Origin of the sequence: Mycolicibacterium cosmeticum (genome assembly GCF_000613185.1) — a bacterium.
GTDB classification, from domain to species: domain Bacteria; phylum Actinomycetota; class Actinomycetes; order Mycobacteriales; family Mycobacteriaceae; genus Mycobacterium; species Mycobacterium cosmeticum.
In genome coordinates, this window is the sequence record NZ_CCBB010000001.1 from 3,173,983 (window position 1) to 3,194,212 (window position 20,230).

A 20,230-nucleotide genomic window follows, 5' to 3' on the forward strand; every position below is an offset into this window, starting at 1 on the left:
CAGGAGACAAATATGAGCAAGGTCTGGTTCATCACGGGATCGTCCCGCGGCTTCGGCCGTGAACTCGTGCGGGCCGCACTGGAAGCCGGAGACAGTGTCGCCGCCACGGCGCGCCGGCCCGACCAACTCGACGAATTGACCCGCGCATACGGCGAGCGGATCGCGGCGCTGCCGCTGGACGTCACCGACGCCGACGGCGTGCGCACCGCCCTCTCCACCGCCCAGGGACGGTTCGGCCGCATCGACGTGGTGGTCAACAATGCGGGCTACGCCAACGTCGCGCCCATCGAGACCGGGGACGAGGCGGATTTCCGCACCCAGTTCGAGACCAACTTCTGGGGTGTGTACCACGTGTCCCGGGCCGCCATCCCAGTGTTACGCGCCCAAGGCGGCGGGCTGATCATCCAGTTCTCGTCGATGGGCGGGCGCGTCGGGGGATCGGCGGGCATCGCGTCCTACCAGGCCGCGAAATTCGCCATCGACGGGTTCTCCCGTGTCCTGCAGACCGAGACCGCGCCGTTCGGGATCAAGGTGCTCGTGGTGGAGCCGAGCGGATTCGCCACCGACTGGGCCGGGTCATCGATGGAGATCGGCGACATTCCCGCGCACTATGCCGACACCGTCGGGGCGATGAACACGGTGCGCAAGGGGACGGCGGTCAGTGCCGGTGATCCGGTCCGCGCCGCGCAGATCCTGGTGCGGCTCTCTCGGCGCGACGAGTTGCCCTACCACCTGCCGTTGGGGGTGAACGCCGTGCAGGGCTCGATCCGGCAGGACGAAACGCTGCTGGCCGAGGATCGTAAGTGGGCGGCCGTGGGCCGCTCCGCGGATTTCGCCGAGCCGTATCCGGTCGACTTCCCCGCGTGACAGCACAGCCCCCATTTGTAACCCGCCGAAGTACGTATATCGTCTAACTATGGTGGCGATCATCACGGGCGGTGCCGGCGGCATGGGTCTGGCCACGGCCAAGATTGTCGGCAAGGACCACGCCGTGGTCCTTGCCGACAACAGGCCTGCTCGGCTGACCGCCGCGGTTGACGTGCTGTCCGGCGTCGGGGTGGCGGCCACCGCGGTCGACTGCGATGTGACCGACCGGGCCGCGGTCCAGGCGCTGTTCGCGACCGCGGCCGCCGTCGCGCCCGTCACCGCCGTGATCCACGCGGCCGGGGTCAGCCCGAGCATGGGTGACGCCGACTACGTCATGCGGACCAACGCGCTGGGCACCGTCAACGTCAACGAGACCTTCTTCGGCGCCGCGGCCGACGGCGCGGCGATCGTGAACGTGGCCTCGATGGCCGCACACCTGCTGCCCGACGGGCTCATCCCCACCGACTCGTTCCCGTTGGCACTCAGCGATCACGCCGCCTTCACCGCGGCGATGCGCGCCGCGTACGGTGCCGTCCCCGAGGAGGCCCGTTCCGGGATGTCGTATGCGGTGAGCAAGGCCTTTGTGAAGTGGTACAGCGCGGCGCAGGCCGAGCGGTTCACCCGCCGGGGTCTGCGCATCGTCTCGGTGTCGCCCGGCTCGGTGGACACCGAGATGGGTCGGCTGGAGGAGCAGGCGGGCGCCGGCGCGCTGGTGGCCGACGCCGCCGTGCCGCGCTGGGGCACACCGCAGGAGATGGCCGAACTGTTCGCGTTCTGCGTCAGCGACCGGGCGGGTTACCTGACCGGAACCGACATCCTCAACGACGGCGGGGTGGTTGCGTCGGTGCGCGAACGGGCCAGGGTAGCCACCGCGACGGCGTGAGTCACCAGACCTTGACGTAGTCGACCAGCATGTCCGCGGGGTAGCTGCCCCCGCTGGGATCACCACCGCCGGATCCGGCCACCGCCAGGTCCATGACCGGAAACAGTTGGTAGCCGGGCTGATTGAACTGCCAATCCGGCAGGGCGTGGGCCGGCACGTTGAAATAGGGCTGCGCGCCGTCGGTGTAGTCCTTCCAGAACCGCATCCCCGCGTCGTCCCACTGCACCCGCCAGGTGTGCCAGCCGCTGTCCACCGTGATGCCCTGGCTGACGTGTTCGCCACCGTTGAGCTTGGCGTGCACCGCGGTACCGGCCGCCCACTTGCCGTTGCCGTACCACTCCATGATGTCGACCTCGCCGCCGATGGTGGGGTCGTTGTTGGCCAGATACCAGGCCGGCCAGCAGCCCGGGGTCAGGCAGTTGAGTTTGATCCGGGCTTCCCAGTTGTGCCCGATACCGCCGCGCCACTTGCCGAACAGCTTGCCGCTGTAGAAGGTGTCGCCGTCCTTGGCCGCGCGGAACACCAGATTCGATTTGCCGTCGATGAAGACGTTGCGGCGGTCGTCACGGTACTGGCCGACGTTGCCGGGCAGTTCCCAGTACGTCGGATCTTCCATCGACTCACGGGCAAGGGCCACTTCCCATTTGGACGCGTCCGGGGCCGAACCGGCGGGTCCGTCGAAATCGTCGACGAACAGATAGCCGCCGGCGGGGGGTGCCGCCGGCGGCGGCGCGGCATGCGCTGTCGGTAGGGCGGTGGACAACGCACCGATGCCGGTCAGTACCAACATGTCTCGCCGGTTCAACATCGCGGTTCGCCTCTCAGTTGTTCGCGGACGCCAACGCGGCGGGCTGCGTCACCTGCGGCACGATCAACACCGGGGTGTCGGTGTGTGCCACCACCGCCGCGGCGACACTGCCCTGCAGGTGGCCCAGCAGCCCGTTGCGACGGTGCGGCCCGAGCACGATGAGGCTGGCCCGCGTTTCGGCGGCCGTCGCGACGATGCCCTGCCAGGTGGGCGACGCCTCGACGGCCCTACTGCACACCGCAAATCCTGCCTCGGCGGCCAGCTGCGCGCCATAGGCCGCGGTGTGTTCGGCGGATCGGCGCACGTCGGCGGCGTTGTCGGCATCCAGAGCCCGCCCGTCGGCCGGGGTGAATCCCACCTCGACGGGCTGCCACACGCAGACGACCAACGCCCGCCGGCCCGGCGGCACCTGCGCGGCGGCCGCCGATATCGCAGCGGCGGCGCGCTGCGACCCGTCGTAGGCGATGAGGACCGGGCCGGGTGCGCCCGGATCGGCCACCGGCTGCGTACCGCCGGTCGCGGGGGCGGGTGCCTGGGCCGGTTCCGGTGCCGGTAGTCCCGGCCGCAGCCGGGCCAGCAGCGGTGGGGAATACCAGGCGGGGGATTCGCCGTCCAGGAACAGGTCGAGGTCGGGTCGTTGGGGGCGGGCGCCGCTGAGCGCGTACACCGCCACCCCGAAGACGGCGCCGGCGATGGCGAGCCCGAATCCGACCCACAACGCGATACCGGTACCGGTCACCAGGTCACCCGCGGTGGTGGCGGCGAAGTGGGCGAAGATCGGCGCCACCATGAACGCCGCCACCGCACGCAGCAGCTCGATGATGGCGAAGACCCGCTGCAAGCTGTTGGACTGCAATGAGAAACCGGCGACGAACAGGGCGGGCGCCACCGTGGCGCCCAGAGCCAGACCGGTCAGCGCCGCGCCCAGCAGGGCCAGCGGCTGGTTGGCGGGCAGGGCCAGGCGGAACACAAGGATGCCGGCCGCCAGCAGGGCCATGCCGACCAGCGGCAGGTAGTGCATCGCGCGCCGGGAGATCACCGCGCCGAACACCACCGCCATCACCACCGCGCCGCCCAGCTCCGGCAGATACAACAGGCCCACCTGGACCGGGGTGTAGCTCAACAGGAAGACGTTGGCCGTCAGCGCGGTCGCGGCCACCGATGCCGCGGCGGCGAACAGGGCGACCCCGACGCCGGCCACCGGGATCGAGCTGGTGAGCATGGTGCGGATGGTCAGCAGCGGGCGCCGCGCCCGGAACTGGTAGACGATCAGCACGACGATGAGGGCCAGGCCCCCGAGCATCGGGCCGGTCACCGCGAGGTCGCCGAAGCCGTGGCTGGTGAGCTGGGCGGCCCCCACGAAGGCGGCGGTGCAGCCCGCGGCGGCCAGCACGATCGCCCACCCGTCGCGCGGTGCCTCCCGGTCGGCGGGCGGCGCGTCGTCGAAGGTGAGTGCGGCCAGGATGAGCGCCGTCAGCGCGATGGCCGCGACGATCCAGAACAGTGGCCGCCACTGGTGGGATTCGGCCTGCAGACCTCCGACGAACGGGCCGAGCGCGACGGCCCCGAACACGCACATGTTCATGATGACGGCCGTGTTGCGCAGCTTCTCGCGGGGAAAGCCGATGGTCAGCGGCGGTGCGGCGGCGATGAGCAGCATGCTGGTGGCCAGCCCTTGCAGCACGTGGCCGCCGATGAACATGCCGGCGTTCTGGGCGGCTGCGGCCAGCACCGATCCGACGACCAGCACCACGGCGTAGGCGAGCAGCATCCGGCGCTGCGGCAGGTGCTGGGCGAACTGGACGGCCAGCACGGTGCCGACGGCGTACGCCGCATTGCCCAGCCCGGCGGACAGGCTCATCTGCTGAGCCGTCATGTGCAGCTGCTCGGAGATGATCGGCACCAGCGGGTCCAGCGCCGCCGACAGCGCAAGGTAGGGGATCAGCGCGAGCGTGACCATGGCGGCCACGGCCGGATACCGTCCGGCAAGGGGTCCCTGGCGCATCAGAGCGGTCCGAACCTGTGAGTTTGCTGGCAATTTCGCGCGATAGACGGCCGGCTGGTCATCCGGATGGGGTCGGCCACGTTTTGCTGCAACTCCTTCTAAGGGGCATTTGTTCCCACAGCGGTGACCGGATCGCCACACCGTCGAGGTGCGCGTTCTATTGCATAGGACGAGAGCCGAATTCACCGGGAAGGCGGTCGCGGCGACGCCTTCGTCGGCCGCGCAGACCAGTCAATGCTATCCGGACCGGCGCCCGCGGGCCGACTCAGGTCGCCCCGCAGGCACCGAGCAAACCAGGTTGTTCGTTCACAAACACTAATTAGCTGCGCTTATCGCCGCCGACCCACCGGGCGAGCATCTGGCCCGCGCCGCCGGGCCCACCGCCCGCCGGGGTGCCGGACGTCACGTAACGGCACAACCGCTGGTGACGATCAAATGATCGTGATTCGTCGGGTGGTGACAGCGATCGCGGGCGTGCTGCTCGCATCGGGTATCAGCGGTCTGTCCGCCGGTGCGGCCTCGGCCGCGCCCGGATGCGCGGACTATCACTGGATCGGTGCGGCCGGCTCCGGTCAGCGAGACGGGGCTGGATTGACCGCCAACGGCGGTATGGGCGACGTGGTCTACCAGTCGTATCTGCAGATGCGTGCGGCCCTGGCCGACAGCGGGCGCACCATCACCGCCGAGGCCGTGCAGTACCCGGCCGCACCGGTGCCGGCCGACGGCGGCATCCGCGGCTGGATGAACTTCATGGACAGCGTGCACGACGGTACCGATGCCGCGGCCGAGCAACTTAAGGCGTTCAGCGCGCAATGTCCGGCCACCAAGGTGATCCTGGCCGGATACTCGCAGGGCGCCATGGTGATTCACCGCAACCTGCGCGACCTGGCCGACGATCCGCAGGTGGTGGCCGCACTGCTGGTCGCCGACGGCGACCGGTTGCCCGTGGACACCACCATCAACATGGGGTCCACGGCGCTGGCGCCGGGTGTCGGCAAGGGTGTGGCGCAAGAGCATTCGTTCCTGGCCGACACCGACACCTCGATGCTGCCCGCGGCCATCGGGGCGCGCACCGTCAGCGTCTGCGATATCGGCGACCCGGTGTGTGACTCCGTGCCCGACCAGGACTCGATGTCCCCGGCCGGTATCGCCATCCACACCGGCTATGCGCCGGCCGGCAGCGGTCCGCACGCGTGGGGCGCTCCGCTGTACAACTTGGTGCTGGCCTCAGGCCCCGACGCCGGTTACCAGCCCGCGCAGAGCCTGCGGTAGCTCCCCGGTGTGCAGCACACCGAGGCGCTGGGTGGCCCGGGTCAGCGCGACGTAGAGATCGGCCGTGCCACGCGGGCCGGTGGAGAGGATCGCCGCGGGCTCGACCACCAGCACCGCGTCGAACTCCAGTCCCTTGGTCTCCGCCGCGGTCACGGTGCCCGCCATCCCGGGCGGCCCGATCACCACGCTGGTGCCCGGCAGGCGGTCCTCTTCGGCCACGAATTGCGCTATCGCCGAGGGTAATTCCTCAGCGGTGACGCGCCGCGCCCACGGTTGGAAGCCCGACGCGCGTACCGACTCCGGCGGGGTGACCTCGGGCGCGAATTCCGCCAACAAGGCGGCGGCGACGGTCATGATCTCCGAGGGGGTGCGGTAGTTGACCGACAGGGAGCGGTACATCCAGCGGTCCGGGACGTACGGCGCCAGCATCTCGTCCCAGGAGCGCGCGCCGGCCGCCGACCGCCGCTGGGCCAGGTCACCGACGATGGTGAAGGACCGGGACGGGCAGCGCCGCATCAGCACCCGCCAATCCATCTCCGACAGTTCCTGCGCCTCGTCGACCACCACGTGGCGGTAGGTCCAGTCCCGGTCGGCGGCAGCACGTTCCACCAGATCGCGGGTGTCGCGCTCGGCGAAGCGGTCGGCCAGGTCCTCCGCCCGCAGGACGTCCTGGGCCAGCAGTCGGTCCTCGTCGTCCATCAGCTCCTCGCGGGCGACCATCAGATCCAGGACGCCCTTGGCGTAGGCCTCCTGCTTCTTGCGCTCCCGCTCGGCGGCCCGGTCGGCGGCCTTGTCCCGGCCCAGCAGATCGACCAGTTCGTCGAGCAGGGGCACGTCCGACACCGTCCAGGCCGCGCCGTCGGCACGCCACAGCGATGCGTCCGCGCCCGCCGCCGCCAACCTCTCATGTGACGAATAGAGCTGCGAGAGGACCGATTCCGGGGTGAGTCGGGGCCACAGTTGTTCGATGGCGGCGTGGAACGCGGCGTTCTCGGACAGCTCCTCGAGCAGATCGGAGCGCATCTGTTCCCAGGCGTTCTTGTCCGACCGGGACAGCCAGCCGCGGCCGATGCGCCCGATCGCCCGCTCGGTGAGCACATAGGTGACGATGTCGACGAACACCGCCCGCGCCTGATTGTGTGGCTGCCCACTGCCGCGGGCCTCCTCGCGGGCCCACTGCGCGGTCTCGGCATCGATGCGCACGGTGACATCGGCGAGCTCGATGGTCAGCGGATCGTCGGGCAACCGCTGATGGTCGGCCACCGCCGCCGCCAGCACGTCGAGCATGCCCAGTGCGCCCTTGATCCGGGCGACCGCGGGCGCGTCCTCGGCCGTCACCCGCAGCCCCGGTACCAGCTCCCCGGTGGTGGTGAAGACGACGTCGGTCTCGCCGAGGGAGGGCAGCACCCGGCCGATGTGGTTGAGGAAGGCCGGGCTGGGGCCCACCACCAGTGCACCGTGCCGCTCGATCTGCTGGCGCCGGGTGTAGAGCAGGTAGGCCACCCGGTGCAGCGCCACCACCGTCTTACCGGTGCCGGGGCCGCCTTCGATCACCAGCACACCGGGGTGATCCAGCCGGATGATCTCGTCCTGCTCGGCCTGGATCGTCGCGACGATATCGCGCATGCCCTCCCCGCGCGGGGCGTTGACCGCGGCCAGCAGTGCGGCGTCCCCACCGGCGGCCGCGTCGGGCCTGGCGAGGCTCTCGTCGGTGAAGCCGACCAGCCGGCGGCCCAGGGTGCGGAACTGGCGCCGCCGCCGCATGCCTTCCGGGTTGGCGGCGGTGGCGGTGTAGAAGGCGCGCGACGCCGGCGCCCGCCAGTCGAGCAGCAGGGGCTCGTAGCCGTTTTCCGGGTCGAACAGGCCGAGGCGCCCGATGTACAGTGCCTCGCCGTCCTCGGCGTCCAGCCGGCCGAAGCACAGGCCGCTGTCGGCGACGTCCAGCCGGTTCATCTCCCTGGCCAGGGCGCGTACCTCGACATCGCGTTGCAGCAGGGTGGCCCCGTCCTGGGCATCGATGTCCCCGCGCAGCGCGGCGTCATAGCGCCGTTTGGCGGCCGTGCGCTCGTCGTCCAACCGGGTGTACAGGCGGTCCACGTAGTGCCGTTCGGACCGCAGTTCGTCTTCGTAGCCGCCTTCTGTCGTGGTCACACTTCCGGTAGTCACAGTTCACCCCAACGCATTCGACCCCTCGGGAGTTCCGCTTTCGGAGGTGCCGTCAGGCGCGCTGAACGGCGGTGCCCGGCAGGCGTCGCTCGACGATGCCGACCAGCTCGGTCATTGCCGCGGGATCGCCGTCGACCGCCACATCACCACGCTGCACGGCCTCTGCCATCGTCACCCGTCGTCCGGCGATGGCCAGGAAGGTGGCCGCCGTGGTCCGGACGGTGACATCGGCGTCGGTGGCCTCGCCGGCCGTGACGCGCATCCGGCCGCCCCGGACGCGCAGCCAGGCGCTGCTGCCGTCGATGTGGAACTGGTAGACGGCGGCGAAGTCGGCGGGCAGCTCGTCGTCGTCGACCGCTGCCAGGAAGCCGAGTGCCCACTCGGCGCGGAACGTTTCCTCGGCCGCGCTGGCGGCGGCCATCTGATGCCGAGCGCCCCACAATGCCAGCGGGACAGCGGCTTTGGCGAGTTCGACACCCGACGGGGTGAGCTCGTAGGCGACCGCCGCATTGGGCTGGTCGAGCATCAGCTTGCGCTGCACGACGCCGTCGGCCTCCAGCTGCCGGACCCGGGTGGCCAACAGGCTGGTGCCGATGCCGGCCAGCGCCTCGGCGAGTTGGGTGTAGCGCTTCGGTCCCGACGCGAGCTCACGGACGATCAGCAGCGTCCAGCGTTCCCCGACCACGTCCAGGGCATGGGCGAGACCGCAGAACTGACCGTAGTTACGCCGGGACATGGCGCCAGCCTACCCAATCACTACTCAATCCATATGCGGACTGCAATAACATGGTGCGTACTTCAAAATCTTATGTTACGTTCCCATGGTGGGCCGCCCACGGGATACGAGGTGAAGGCAGATGGCTGCACTGATCGATACGGGGGCGCCGGCGTGGGCGCGCCGGGCGCTGATGATGCTGGTGCACGCGGTGGCGCGCGAACCTGGACAGCGGCCACCGAAGTCCAGGCGCCACTACCCGCCAAGGCGTGACATCGTCATCGAACAGGCCGCGATGTCGCGAGAGATGTACCGGCTATGACCCCAACCGCCGGTCGAGTACCGACAGCGTGCGGTGTGCCCAGCGGATGTTCTCCTCTTCGAACGCGATACCGCGTAACAGGGTGAGATACGGGCCCACCCGCTCGCCGGTGGCCAGGTAGTCGTCCTCGTCGCGGCCGCCGAGCAAGCGCACCCGCATCCGTTCGTAGCGTTCGAGTTTGGTTTCCGACCAGCGCAACTGCTCGGCGACCAGGCCGCGGACGGCCGCCGGATCACCGCCGTCGACGGCATTGACCTTGATCAGCAGCTCGTCACGAATCGTCGACGGTTTGGGCGGCGTGGCGGTGAAGGACGCAATGGCGGCCCGGCCGGCCGCGGTCAGGGAGAAGAGTCGCTTGTTCGGCCTGCGCTCCTGCTGCACCACCCTGGCCTCGATCAGCCCGTCGGCGGCGAGTCGATCCAGTTCGCGGTAGAGCTGCTGCGGGGTGGCCGCCCAGAAGTTGGCTACCGAGGCGTCGAAGGATTTGGCCAGGTCGTAACCCGACGATTCGCCGTCGAGCAGGGCGGCCAGCACCGCGTCGCGTAGCGCCACGGCACGTACTGTACTGTCATCCACACCTATTCAACAAAGTGACTATGCGAGGTGCTGGATGCATCCCTTCCGTCAGGCCGTCGAGGCTCGCGATCCCGAGGCAATGGCCGCCCAACTGGCCGATGACGTCGTGTTCACCAGCCCGGTGGCGTTCAAGCCGTACCCGGGCAAGCCCATCACCGCCGCCATCCTGCGCGCCGTGCTGCGGGTGTTCGAAGATTTCCGCTACATCCGCGAGATCAACGACGGGGCCGATCACGCCTTGGTCTTCGAGGCCACAGTGTCGGGCAAGCGGATCACCGGCTGCGATTTCATCCACACCAACGAGGCGGGCCTGATCGACGATTTCATGGTGATGGTGCGTCCGCTGTCCGGTGCCCAGGCCCTGTCCGAGGCGATGGCCGCGCAGTTCGACCAGATCCAGCGCGAGGCGGCCGAGGAGGTGCAGAACCGGTGAAGATCGGACTGGGCATCAACTACGCGGGCGGTTTCAAAGAGGTCGCCGCCGAGGTCGCCGACCTCGAGCGCGCGGGGCTGGACATCGTGTTCGTGCCGGAGGCGTATTCGTTCGACGCGGTGAGTGCGCTCGGCTACCTGGCCGCCAGCACCGAACGGGTGCAGCTGGCCTCGGGCATCCTGCAGCTCTACACCCGCACGCCCACGTTGACCGCGATGACGGCCGCCGGCTTGGACTACGTGTCCGACGGCCGGTTCATCCTGGGTCTGGGCGCTTCCGGCCCGCAGGTCATCGAGGGTTTCCACGGTGTGCCCTACGACGCACCGATCGCCCGAACCCGGGAGGTGGTGCAGATCTGCCGGCAGGTGTGGCGTCGGGAACGGGTGCAGTTCGAGGGCGAGCACTACACCATCCCGCTGCCCAAGGACCGCGGCACCGGCCTCGGGAAACCGCTGAAGCTCATCAACACGCCTGTCCGCGAACGGATCCCGGTTCTGCTGGCGGCGCTGGGCCCGAAGAACGTGGAGCTGACCGCCGAGATCGCCGAGGGCTGGCAGCCGATCTTCTTCCTGCCCGAGAAGGCCGGCGACGTCTGGGGCAAGGCGCTGCAGTCCGGCAAGGCCAAACGCGATCCCGCGCTCGGCGAACTCGACGTCTATGCCGGGCCGGCGCTGGCCATCGGTGACGATGTCGAGCCGTTACGCGAATTCATCAAGCCGCACCTGGCGCTGTACATCGGCGGGATGGGCGCCAAGGGCAAGAACTTCTATCACGCGCTGGCCACCAGCTACGGCTACGGGCCGCAGGCCGACCGCATCCAGGAGCTCTACCTCGCCGGTGACAAGGAAGCCGCCGCCAAGGCCGTGCCCGACGAGCTGGTTCGCGACGTATCCCTGATCGGTTCGGCCGGCTTCGTCAAGGAACGGATCGCGGCGTTCCGGGAGGCGGGGGTGACGGCACTGAACGTCGTGCCGTTCGCCGAGACCCCCGCCGACCGGGTGAAGCTGATCGAACGGCTGCGCGACCTGACCTAACGGTGCGCGGCCGCCTGATCCACCGGCTGCCCCGACCGCTGGCCGCCCAGCCGGGCGACCACATAGTCGGCCGCCTGATCGGTCAGCCCATTGCTCACGTACGCGTTGTGGGCGCCCTGGTCATGACCGGACGGTGAGCACACCGGGTCTTCCGGGATGCACAGGTCGTCAGTTTTTCCGACGTACCGGGAGCCGACGGTGATCGGCGGCGCGCCGGTGTAGATCATCTGCAGGAAGCCGCTCGAGGGCTTGCCGAACAGCGCCACCGCGGCCACATGGTCGGCGACCTCGGCCGGCATCGGTCCGGTCAGGCCCGGCGGCAGCGCGAAGCCCTGGGGCACCGCGTCGGCGGTGATGTACGCGGCCACCGCCGCGCCCTGCGAGAACCCGCCCAGAACCACCTTGGTGTTCGGGCAGGCCGCGGCGGTGGCACGGACCTTGTTGCTGGCGTCGATGACGCCGTCGGCGGCGGTCGCGAAGTCCAGCGTCGCCGGATAGTTCACGGCGTACTCCTCGACCGACTTACCGGGAGCCTTGGCGCGCACGGAGTCCACGAATGCCCGCCCGACACTGCCGACGCCCGCGGGTTCGAAAGTTCCCCGCGCGAACACCACCTGCACATCCGGACACGGATCGGCAGCGGCCGGAGTCGCGGCGGCCAACGACCCCGCCCCCACGAACACCGCCGATGCCACGGCACCCATCCAACGATCAATACGGTTCATCGCTACCGCCCCACCAATTCGTCCCGACCCGCGGAGGCCCCGCTGCCCCGCGACAAGCACGGTGGGAGTACCCAGGGTCTGCACAACTGAATCAAAGACGAATGTGACGCGCAGCACACTCAGTCGAGGCGGCCGGCCCCGGTCATCCGCACCACCGGAGATCCTTCCTCATCGGAGGCGGCCAGGTCCACCTCTATTTCGAAACCCCAGTCGTGGTCGCCGGCCGGATCGTCGAGGATCTGACGGACCCGCCACACGTCGGGTTGCCGGTCGAAGATCAGCAGCGCCGGCCCGCGGGCGTCCGCGCCGGTGCCCACCTCGTCGTGCTCGGCGTAGTACGCCGAGCCGAGCTCTTCCCACCGCTGCGCGGACCAGCCGCCATCGAGTGCACCCAGCTCGGCCCACCGGCGCCGCGCGAACAACTCGACCCGGCGGAACAGCGCGTTGCGCACCATCGCGGTGAACGCGCGGTCGTTGGCCGTCAGCGCCCGCACCGGAACCGTCACCGGCGCCGCCTCCGGCAGCTCACCACTGGTGAGTTTCTCCCATTCGTCGAGCAGGCTCGAATCAACTTGGCGCACAAGCTCGCCCAACCATTCCACGATATCGGCCAGTTCACCGGTGCGGGCGGCGGCGGGCACCCCGGAGCGCAGCGCCTTGAACGTGTCGGACAGGTAGCGCAGCACCGCGCCCTCCGACCGCGTCAGCCCGTATTCGCTGACGAACTCGCGGAACGTGTGCGCCCGCTCCCACATCTCGCGTACCACCGATTTCGGGGAGAGTTTCCCGTCGGCCGCCCACGGGTTGCTGCGCAGGTACACCTCGAAGGTGTGCTCCAGCAGTTCCTGCAGGGGTTTGGGATAGGTCACCTCGTCGAGCAGTTCGATGCGCTCGTCGTACTCGATGCCGTCGGCTTTCATCTGGGCGACGGCTTCCCCCCGCGCCTTGTTCAACTGCGCGGCAAGGATCTGGCGGGGATCCTCCAATGTCGCCTCGATCACCGAGACCACGTCCAGCGCATACGTTTCCGACTCGGGGTCCAAGACGTCCACCGCGGCCAGGGCGAAGGTCGACAGCGGCTGGTTGAGCGCAAAATCGGGCGGCAGGTCGACGGTCAACCGGTACTGTCGGCCATCGGGTTCCGGTTCGGGCAGCCGCTCCAGGATGCCGGCCTGCAACAGGGACCGGGCGATGCCGACGGCCTCCAGGATGAGCTTGAGCTGGCGTTTGCGTGGCTCGTGATTGTCGGTGAGCAGCCGGCGCATCGCCTCGAACGGATTCCCCGGCCGGTCGACGACGTCCAGGATCATCGCCGTCGACACCCGCATGTGGCTATGCAGTGGCTCCGGGGCGGCTTCCACCAGCCGCGTCATGGTCTGCTCGCTCCACGGCACCATGCCCTCCGGGACCTTGCGGCGCACCAGTTTCCGGCGCTTCTTCGGGTCGTCGGCGACCTTGGCGAACTGTTTGAGGTTCTCCACCTCGTGTTCGGGTGCCTGCACGACGACGGTGCCCGCGGTGTCGTAGCCGGCGCGGCCGGCCCGACCGGCGATCTGATGGAACTCGCGGGCATTGAGCAGCCGGGTGCGGGTGCCGTCGTACTTGGACAGCGCGGTGAACACCACGGTCCGGATCGGCACGTTGATGCCCACCCCCAAGGTGTCTGTGCCGCAGATGATCTTGAGCAGCCCGGCCTGGGCCAGCTGTTCGACCAGCCGGCGGTACTTGGGCAGCATGCCGGCGTGGTGCACCCCGATGCCGTGGCGCACCAGCCGGGACAGCGTGGTACCGAACGCGGTCGAGAAGCGGAAGGCGCCGATGTGCGCGGCGATCGCGGCCTTCTCCTCCTTGGTGCACACGTTGACACTCATCAGTGCCTGCGCGCGTTCCAGCGCCGCGGCCTGGGTGAAATGCACGACGTAGATCGGCACCTGCCGGGTGTCGAGCAGGTCGCCGATGGTCTCGTGCATGGGCGTGGTGGCATACGAATAGAACAGCGGCACCGGGCGCTGCGCCCCGGCCACCAGTGCCGTCGGCCGGCCGGTGCGCCGGGTGAGATCTTCGCGCAGGAACGTGACATCGCCGAGCGTCGCCGACATCAGCAGGAACTGGGCGCGGGGCAGTTCCAGCAGCGGCACCTGCCAGGCCCAGCCGCGGTCGGGGTCGCCGTAGAAGTGGAATTCGTCCATCACCACCAGGCCGATGTCCGCGGCGGCACCTTCGCGCAGTGCGACATTGGCCAGGATCTCCGCGGTGCAGGCGATGATCGGCGCGTCGGCGTTCACGGAGGCATCGCCGGTCAGCATCCCGACGTTGGCCGCGCCGAACACCTCGGTCAGCGCGAAGAACTTCTCGCTGACCAGTGCCTTGATCGGTGCGGTGTAGAAGCTTCTGCCGTGCGCGGTCGCCAGCGCCGCGTAGATCGCCCCCGTCGCCACCAGCGACTTACCCGAACCGGTGGGCGTCGCCAGCACCACGTTCGCGCCGCTGACCAGTTCGATCAGCGCCTCCTCCTGAGCGGGGTACAGCACGGTGCCACGTCCCTCGGCCCAGGCCGCGAACGAGGTGAACAGTTCGTCGGAGTCGGTACCCGACGCAGGCAACAGGACGGTCATGTCCCGTCCAGCCTGCCTGACGGACCCGCCGCGCCGACAGGACGGGTCACATACCATTTGCCCGTGCCGCTGACCGAAGGCCAGGTCTTCGCCGGATACACCATCCGGCGGTTGCTCGGTGCCGGCGGCATGGGCAGCGTCTATCTGGCCGACCACCCCCGACTGCCACGCCAGGACGCGGTGAAGGTACTGGCGGCCGACCTCACCACCGACCCGGAGTACGGCCCCCGGTTTCGCCGCGAAGCGGACCTGGTGTCCACCCTGTCGCATCCGAACATCCTCGGCGTGTACGACCGCGGCGAGGTGGACGGCCAGTTGTGGATCTCCATGGTCTACGTGGCAGGCACCGATGCCGCCCGGCTGCTGCGCGATCACTACCCCGACGGCATGCCCGCCCACGTGGCGCTGCCGATCATCGCCGCGGTCGCGTCCGCGCTCGACTACGCGCACCAACGGGGTCTGCTGCACCGCGACATCAAGCCGGCCAACATCCTGCTGGAATCCGAGACCTCACGGATCTACCTGGCCGACTTCGGGATTGCCCGGCCGATGGACGACTCGACGAAGCTCACCGCAACCAACATGGCGGTCGGCACCGTGGCCTACGCGGCGCCCGAGCAGCTGCGCGGTGAGCCGATGGACGGGCGCACCGACCAATACGCGTTGGCGTGCACGGCTTTTCATCTGTTGACCGGCAGCACGCCGTACGCCGACACCAACCCGGCGGTGGTCATCACCAAACACGTCACCGCGCCGGCGCCGTCATTGGGGGAGCGCCGCCCGGAGCTGCGCGGGTTGGATCCGGTGCTGGCGCGGGCGATGGCGAAGTCGCGCGAGGGTCGCTATCCCACCTGCCAGGAATTCGCGCAGGCCCTGCAGTACCAGTTGGCGGCGCCGAGCGCGCACTTCCGGTCCGCCCCCGACGGCGGCAGCCACCCCACGGTGGCCGCTGCGCCGCCGCCCGCCACCGCACCGAAGTCGCGGTCCAAGGCGCTGCTCGCGATCCTGGCGGCGCTGGCCGTGCTGGTGGTCGCCGGCGGCGTCGTCGCGGGGGTGCGGCTGCTGTCCGAGCCGGACGGCAAGCCGCCGGCGGGGCAGGCCGGACCGCAAACCCCCGCCGCGTCGGCGACCGGGGACGGTTTCACCGGCTTGTACCGCGCCGACTACGGCCCCGGCACCGACCTAGAGGGCAATCCCATCCCCGGTGCGCCGGAGATGACGGGCACCTGGGACGTGCGCTCGGCGTGCGGCACGAACGGCTGCATCGCCAACGCCAGGTACGTCGGTAACAGCGGCATCGTGCTGGTCTCCGATCTGACCTTCGACCAGATCGCCGGCGATTGGGTGGCGGTGGCCACGGGTTCGGTGCAGTGCAACGACATGACCACCGAAGCGTGGGTGGTGTTCACCCTGACCCCGAAGCCCGACGGTTCCCTCACCGGCGAGACCACCAGGGCGGCGGCCAACGGCTGCAGCAGCAACAAGCGGACCGTGACGTTCACCCACACGGGCGACAACGACCGCAGCCGGGTTCCCGATCCGTCCACGCTGCCGGCGCGTACCACCTCGCCCGCCACCGCTCTGCACGGGCGCTATCACGAGTCGATCGTGTACACCAACGGCGGATTCGCGCCCGGCGCGCCCGATCTGCAGGTGCGGACGCACTGCCTGCGAACCGGTGACCGGTGCATCAGCCTGTTCCACGCCATCGACGGGGTGGTCACCTTGGTGTTCGCCGACGACAAGTGGACCCGCAACGAGGTGGGCGTGGTCCCGTGCGCGCAGGGCGGTACCACCAACGTCACGATCACCGCCGAGTATCCGCTGCCCACCGATCTGGCGGACCCGATCCCGGTGCTCAACGGGCGCGGGCAGAACATCTCGACCGGTAGCCAATGCCAGGGCGGCGAGTTCACCGACAAGTTCGTCCGTACCGGCGACTAGCACGCTAGGGTCGGAACGCAATGACGACATCAGATGCGTTGCGGCGCAGTGTGAAATCCGTTCTGGCGCTTGCTGGCGCGGTGGCGGTTGCCGCATGTGCCCACACCAACGACACTCCCGCGTCCTCCAGTTCGGTTGCGGCGCCCACCGCTTCGGCGCCACCGATCGTCAGCCCCGCCCTGCTGGACGTCGGCAGCTACCCGACGGTTCCGCAACCACCGCTGGGCAATGCCGGCTCCATCGAGACCGGGGTGGCGGTGGACGCGCGCCGAATGTCCGAGTTCGTCATCGGGCCATGGGACGTCGATCCGACCCTGATCAACCCATACCTGGACACCTATTACATCCTGGCCAACCCGCTGCTGCTGGCCCAGTTGGGCCCGGAAGCCATCGCGGCGGCCGCCCAAGGGCACGGGTTCGTCAACGGTTTCGCCTCCGCGCGCAACTCGGACAAGGCCGTGCTGGTCAATGCCGTGCTGCGGTTCCCCGACCCGGCCGCGGCCACCGCGGCGGCCGCGGCAATGGGCGACGCGGCGGCGGGCAGCCCGATCGGGGGCGCCCAACCGGTCCGCACCCCGATCGCCGGCCACCCGGAGGCCGTTGCCGTCACCTACCCGTTCACCCCGCACGGTTCGGACCACCCGTGGGCGGTGGTCCGCTCGTTCACCCCGCACGGCACCTACGTGTTCATGCAGTTGGCGCAATCCTCGGACGGTCTGGACGGCGCGGCGGGGCTGGTAGCCAAGGCGATCGACGCGCAGGGGCCCGTCATCGACGGGTTCACCCCGACCGATCTGAAGGGCTTCGCCGACGTACCGCTGGACCCGACCGGCCTGCTGGCCCGCACCGTGCCGCAAACCGGTGACATCGCGCCGACCAAGAACGCCGTCTATCCCGCCAGGGCCGCCATGCATTTCCAGACCGATCCGGTGGCGTCCAAAACCCTGTTCTCCGACACCGGGGTGACGGAGGTGGCGATGGGCAAGGCGAACGTGTATCAGGCCCGAGAACCGCTGACGGCGCTGATGATCACCAACGGGTTCAACACCGAGGTGCTGTCGGAGGCCGGGGCGAAACCGGCCGACCCGGTGCCCGCGCTGCCGGAAAGCCATTGTGTGGCACGGCCGAAGAGTTTCTACTGCGTGGCGCCCGCCGGCCGCTACGCGATCGAGGCCAGCGGGGCGCCGCTGCGTGACGTGCAGCAGTTGGTGGCCGCGCAGTACGTGCTGCTCACGGCGAAGTGAGCGGTCGGGTCAGCATGATCGGCCCCTGCGCCATGAACCGCGGGGTGTGACCGCGATGCCGGTCGGCGGCATGCACGGTGAACGGGTGCAGCAGATACATGTCGCCCGGCTGCCCGGTGGCGTGGGCGATCGGCCGCCCGGCACTGGCGGCGTCGGCGCGCCGGCCCGCCGTCACGGCATCCAACGGGTCATCCCCGAGCACCGCAGGCACATCCCGGTGTGAGCCCACCCGGATCCGGGTCGGCGCATCGTCCGGGCCCACCTCGGACAGCAGGGTCAGCACCAGCACCGTGTGTGGTTGCCGCGATACCGCCCAGGAGCCGTCGGGCAGCGGGGTGTTCAGGTCGAGATGCCAGCCGCGGTCGTCGACATCCGAGGGAAGCGGGAACCGGATGACGATGTTGCCCAACGATCCCCGCGGAACCCAGCGGCCGGCGCCCAGCACCGCGTCCAGCGCTGCCGACAGGCCCGGAGGTCGGGTCAGCTCGTGGAATGGTCCGGCACCGGACAAGTCCGAGGTCCACACCACCGAATCGGTCCACAGCTCGGGCCGGTCGGCGGCCAGTCCGAGGCGCTGCCACAGCAGTGTCTGCGCGGCGCGGGCGGCCTCGCGCACCGCGGTGCCGTCGATGCGCAGGTAGCCGTCGCGGCCGAAGGCGTCGACGTCGATCACACCCGCCAGGGTGCCCTGACGGGTGCGGTCGGCGCCAATGGTTTTCGGGTCAGCGGATGGCCAGGCCGGTGATGGCCCGCGAGATCACCAGGCGCTGAATCTCGCTGGTGCCCTCGAAGATGGTGAAGATCTTGGCGTCGCGGTGCATGCGCTCCACCGGGTAGTCCCGGGTGTAGCCGTTGCCGCCGAGGATCTGGATGGCCTCGTCGGTGACGTAGACGGCGGTCTCGCTGGCCACCAGCTTGGCCATCGACCCCTCGGCATTGTCGAAGGGCTGGTTGTTGCGGGCCATCCAGCCGGCCCGCCAGACCAGCATGCGGGCGGCGTCGATCCGGCACTTCATATCCGCCAGCTTGAACGCGACGGCCTGGAACTCACCGATCTTGCGGCCGAATTGCTCACGCTGGCTGGCGTACTCGAGCGCGTACTCGTACGCCGCCCGGGCCACGCCGACGGCCATCGCACCGACGGTGGGTCGGGTGCGTTCGAAGGTCTTCATGGCGGCCTGGCCGCCGGCGGACGCCCCGGACTTCACCCGGGCGACCCGCTCCTCGAACTTCTCCCGGCCACCGAGGATCATGTCCTCGGGCAGGCGGACGTTGTCGAGCACCACCTCGGCGGTGTGTGACGCGCGGATACCGTGCTTCTTGAACTTCTGGCCCTGGCTGAGCCCGTGCGTGTCGGGCGGGATGATGAACGTGGCCTGCCCGCGGGAACCCAGCTCGGGGTACACCGACGCCACCACTATGTGCACGTTGGCGATGCCGCCGTTGGTGGCCCAGGTCTTGGTGCCGTTGAGCACCCACTCGCGGGTGGCCTCGTCGAAGCGCGCCCGGGTGCGGATGGCGCCGACGTCGGAGCCGGCGTCGGGTTCCGACGAGCAGAACGCCGCCAGCTGCGGCTCGCCCGGTGTGCCGAACATGGCGGGCAGCCACTGGCCGACCTGTTCGGGAGTTCCGTTGCCTGCCAACGCCGCCGCGGCCAGCCCGGTGCCCAGGATGGACAGCGCGATACCGGCGTCACCCCAGAACAGTTCCTCGAAGACGGTGATGAAGCCCAGCCCGCTCGGCTCGGCGGCCTGCGTGCCGAAGAACTCGGGCGAGTACAGGCCGATCTTGGCGGCCTCCGCGATGATCGGCCAGGGCGTCTCTTCGCGTTCGTCCCACTCCGAGGCGGCGGGGCGCACGACGTCGGCGGCGAACTGGTGTACCCAGTCGCGCACCTCGATGACATCGTCGGACAGTTGCAGGGAAAAGGTCATGGCGGACTCCTGAAATGACTTGGTGCTCAGGGTTTCTTGGGAATGGTGTGGCGTTCCAGAACGGCGGTGATCTGGTCCACCCAGGCTTCGAAGTAGCGGTCGTCGCCGACGTTGCCCGGGGTGCGGTCGGTCAGCGCGCGCAGCGTGGCGAAGTAACTCAGGGAGGCGATGGCGACGGCCGCCGCCGCTTCCGGGTCGGGGATCTGCGTGCGGCCCGACTCGTTGGACCGGGTGAGCTCGTCGGCGAACCGTTGATAGGCGTTGTCGGTGATGATCTGCCAGGTCTTCTCGTCCAGGTCGCCCAGTTCGTCGGGCTCGCGCAGCATCACCCGCAGCAACTCTTCGCTCTCGGTGAGATTGCTCCAGATCAGCTGACCCGCGGTGCGGACCGCGTTCTCCATACCCTTCGGTTCGCCCGAGTCGTACTGTTCGCGGGCGGTCACGATCTTCTCGATCCGATTGGCGACGGCCTCTTCGAGAAGTGCGCGTTTGGAACTGAAGTGCTTGTACAAGGCCCCCGAACCGGGTGCCAGCCCGGCCGCCTGCTGGATGTCGGCCACCGACGTGGCGGCATAGCCCTTGGCCGCGAACAGTTGCAGCGCGGTGGCCATGAGTTGATCGCGACGGGAGGCGGTCACAAGGTGAGAGAGTACTCACTCACCTAGCGGGTAGCAAATTCTGCGGAGC

General features: G+C 69.3%; 18 protein-coding genes. 8 read left to right on the forward strand and 10 right to left on the reverse strand.

The window, feature by feature from the left end:
- The first annotated feature begins 12 nt into the window (after window positions 1-12).
- Window positions 13-867, forward strand: a complete 855-nt coding sequence (locus BN977_RS15180) for an SDR family NAD(P)-dependent oxidoreductase (protein ID WP_036398094.1) — start codon at window positions 13-15, stop codon at window positions 865-867.
- Window positions 868-916: 49 nt separating this feature from the next.
- Window positions 917-1,750 (forward strand): SDR family oxidoreductase, encoded by an 834-nt coding sequence (locus BN977_RS15185; protein WP_036398097.1) that lies wholly within the window; start codon window positions 917-919, stop codon window positions 1,748-1,750.
- 1 nt (window position 1,751) lies between these two features.
- On the opposite strand, the gene BN977_RS15190 is transcribed toward BN977_RS15185, so the two are convergent.
- Both BN977_RS15190 and BN977_RS15195 read right to left on the reverse strand, forming a co-directional pair.
- Window positions 1,752-2,558: a glycoside hydrolase family 16 protein gene (locus BN977_RS15190; RefSeq protein ID WP_036398099.1), complete on the reverse strand. Its 807-nt coding sequence runs from the start codon at window positions 2,556-2,558 to the stop codon at window positions 1,752-1,754.
- A 13-nt stretch (window positions 2,559-2,571) separates the two neighbouring features.
- Window positions 2,572-4,563, reverse strand: coding sequence for an MFS transporter (locus tag BN977_RS15195; protein WP_036398101.1), 1,992 nt, complete (start codon window positions 4,561-4,563; stop codon window positions 2,572-2,574).
- A 435-nt stretch (window positions 4,564-4,998) separates the two neighbouring features.
- Between BN977_RS15195 and BN977_RS15200 the strand changes: the two genes are divergently transcribed.
- Window positions 4,999-5,835 carry a cutinase family protein gene (locus tag BN977_RS15200; protein ID WP_046872703.1) on the forward strand — a complete coding sequence of 279 codons (837 nt, stop codon included), beginning with the start codon at window positions 4,999-5,001 and terminating at the stop codon, window positions 5,833-5,835.
- Here the strand turns inward: BN977_RS15200 and helR are convergent.
- Window positions 5,791-7,986, reverse strand: coding sequence for an RNA polymerase recycling motor ATPase HelR (gene helR / locus BN977_RS15205; RefSeq protein WP_206666839.1), 2,196 nt, complete (start codon window positions 7,984-7,986; stop codon window positions 5,791-5,793). The two genes, BN977_RS15200 and helR, sit on opposite strands and share 45 nt — an antisense overlap.
- Before the next feature lie 67 nt (window positions 7,987-8,053).
- Window positions 8,054-8,737, reverse strand: a complete 684-nt coding sequence (locus tag BN977_RS15210) for an HxlR-like winged helix-turn-helix transcriptional regulator (protein ID WP_024453303.1) — start codon at window positions 8,735-8,737, stop codon at window positions 8,054-8,056.
- 121 nt (window positions 8,738-8,858) lie between these two features.
- On the opposite strand from BN977_RS15210, the gene BN977_RS32680 reads away from it, so the two are divergent.
- On the forward strand, window positions 8,859-9,038 hold the full coding sequence (locus BN977_RS32680) for a hypothetical protein (RefSeq protein WP_131590126.1): 180 nt from the start codon (window positions 8,859-8,861) through the stop codon (window positions 9,036-9,038).
- Here the strand turns inward: BN977_RS32680 and BN977_RS15215 are convergent.
- Window positions 9,033-9,590 carry a PadR family transcriptional regulator gene (locus tag BN977_RS15215; RefSeq protein ID WP_036398103.1) on the reverse strand — a complete coding sequence of 186 codons (558 nt, stop codon included), beginning with the start codon at window positions 9,588-9,590 and terminating at the stop codon, window positions 9,033-9,035. The two genes, BN977_RS32680 and BN977_RS15215, sit on opposite strands and share 6 nt — an antisense overlap.
- Before the next feature lie 58 nt (window positions 9,591-9,648).
- Here BN977_RS15215 and BN977_RS15220 point away from each other — a divergent pair, with 58 nt between their 5' ends.
- Together BN977_RS15220 and BN977_RS15225 are read left to right on the forward strand one after the other, a co-directional pair.
- The gene (locus tag BN977_RS15220) at window positions 9,649-10,047 is read left to right on the forward strand and encodes a nuclear transport factor 2 family protein (protein ID WP_024453305.1); all 399 of its coding nucleotides are present in this window, start codon (window positions 9,649-9,651) and stop codon (window positions 10,045-10,047) included.
- Entirely contained in the window at window positions 10,044-11,081 is a 1,038-nt protein-coding gene (locus tag BN977_RS15225; protein ID WP_024453306.1) for an LLM class F420-dependent oxidoreductase, read from the forward strand. Before BN977_RS15220 ends, BN977_RS15225 begins: the two co-directional genes overlap by 4 nt.
- Here BN977_RS15225 and BN977_RS15230 read toward each other — a convergent pair.
- Both BN977_RS15230 and BN977_RS15235 read right to left on the reverse strand, forming a co-directional pair.
- On the reverse strand, window positions 11,078-11,806 hold the full coding sequence (locus BN977_RS15230) for a cutinase family protein (RefSeq protein WP_036398105.1): 729 nt from the start codon (window positions 11,804-11,806) through the stop codon (window positions 11,078-11,080). The two genes, BN977_RS15225 and BN977_RS15230, sit on opposite strands and share 4 nt — an antisense overlap.
- Window positions 11,807-11,925: 119 nt before the next feature.
- On the reverse strand, window positions 11,926-14,421 hold the full coding sequence (locus BN977_RS15235; protein ID WP_036398106.1) for a DEAD/DEAH box helicase: 2,496 nt from the start codon (window positions 14,419-14,421) through the stop codon (window positions 11,926-11,928).
- A gap of 63 nt (window positions 14,422-14,484) precedes the next feature.
- Here BN977_RS15235 and BN977_RS33495 point away from each other — a divergent pair, with 63 nt between their 5' ends.
- Both BN977_RS33495 and BN977_RS15250 read left to right on the forward strand, forming a co-directional pair.
- Window positions 14,485-16,365, forward strand: a complete 1,881-nt coding sequence (locus BN977_RS33495) for a serine/threonine-protein kinase (RefSeq protein ID WP_084172518.1) — start codon at window positions 14,485-14,487, stop codon at window positions 16,363-16,365.
- Between the two features lie 20 nt (window positions 16,366-16,385).
- A complete protein-coding gene (locus tag BN977_RS15250; protein ID WP_046872702.1) occupies window positions 16,386-17,609 on the forward strand; it encodes a DUF7373 family lipoprotein in 1,224 nt (407 codons plus the stop codon).
- On the opposite strand, the gene BN977_RS15255 is transcribed toward BN977_RS15250, so the two are convergent.
- Genes BN977_RS15255 through BN977_RS15265 form a run of 3 tightly spaced genes read right to left on the reverse strand, consistent with a single transcriptional unit; the run spans window position 17,596 to window position 20,154 of the window.
- Entirely contained in the window at window positions 17,596-18,282 is a 687-nt protein-coding gene (locus tag BN977_RS15255; RefSeq protein ID WP_024453311.1) for a phytanoyl-CoA dioxygenase family protein, read from the reverse strand. The two genes, BN977_RS15250 and BN977_RS15255, sit on opposite strands and share 14 nt — an antisense overlap.
- A gap of 49 nt (window positions 18,283-18,331) precedes the next feature.
- Window positions 18,332-19,543, reverse strand: a complete 1,212-nt coding sequence (locus BN977_RS15260; protein ID WP_024453312.1) for an acyl-CoA dehydrogenase family protein — start codon at window positions 19,541-19,543, stop codon at window positions 18,332-18,334.
- 26 nt (window positions 19,544-19,569) lie between these two features.
- Window positions 19,570-20,154, reverse strand: coding sequence for a TetR/AcrR family transcriptional regulator (locus tag BN977_RS15265; protein ID WP_051561402.1), 585 nt, complete (start codon window positions 20,152-20,154; stop codon window positions 19,570-19,572).
- Window positions 20,155-20,230 lie beyond the last annotated feature (76 nt).

What these genes read in the sequence shown, in the direction of transcription:
- BN977_RS15180 (WP_036398094.1), top strand. Translation starts at nt 13, where the DNA reads ATGAGCAAGGTCTGGTTCATCACGGGATCGTCCCGCGGCTTCGGCCGT.
- BN977_RS15185 (WP_036398097.1), top strand. Translation starts at nt 917, where the DNA reads ATGGTGGCGATCATCACGGGCGGTGCCGGCGGCATGGGTCTGGCCACG.
- BN977_RS15190 (WP_036398099.1), bottom strand. Translation starts at nt 2,558, where the DNA reads ATGTTGAACCGGCGAGACATGTTGGTACTGACCGGCATCGGTGCGTTG.
- BN977_RS15195 (WP_036398101.1), bottom strand. Translation starts at nt 4,563, where the DNA reads ATGCGCCAGGGACCCCTTGCCGGACGGTATCCGGCCGTGGCCGCCATG.
- BN977_RS15200 (WP_046872703.1), top strand. Translation starts at nt 4,999, where the DNA reads ATGATCGTGATTCGTCGGGTGGTGACAGCGATCGCGGGCGTGCTGCTC.
- BN977_RS15210 (WP_024453303.1), bottom strand. Translation starts at nt 8,737, where the DNA reads ATGTCCCGGCGTAACTACGGTCAGTTCTGCGGTCTCGCCCATGCCCTG.
- BN977_RS32680 (WP_131590126.1), top strand. Translation starts at nt 8,859, where the DNA reads ATGGCTGCACTGATCGATACGGGGGCGCCGGCGTGGGCGCGCCGGGCG.
- BN977_RS15220 (WP_024453305.1), top strand. Translation starts at nt 9,649, where the DNA reads ATGCATCCCTTCCGTCAGGCCGTCGAGGCTCGCGATCCCGAGGCAATG.
- BN977_RS15230 (WP_036398105.1), bottom strand. Translation starts at nt 11,806, where the DNA reads ATGAACCGTATTGATCGTTGGATGGGTGCCGTGGCATCGGCGGTGTTC.
- BN977_RS15235 (WP_036398106.1), bottom strand. Translation starts at nt 14,421, where the DNA reads ATGACCGTCCTGTTGCCTGCGTCGGGTACCGACTCCGACGAACTGTTC.
- BN977_RS15250 (WP_046872702.1), top strand. Translation starts at nt 16,386, where the DNA reads ATGACGACATCAGATGCGTTGCGGCGCAGTGTGAAATCCGTTCTGGCG.
- BN977_RS15260 (WP_024453312.1), bottom strand. Translation starts at nt 19,543, where the DNA reads ATGACCTTTTCCCTGCAACTGTCCGACGATGTCATCGAGGTGCGCGAC.
- BN977_RS15265 (WP_051561402.1), bottom strand. Translation starts at nt 20,154, where the DNA reads ATGGCCACCGCGCTGCAACTGTTCGCGGCCAAGGGCTATGCCGCCACG.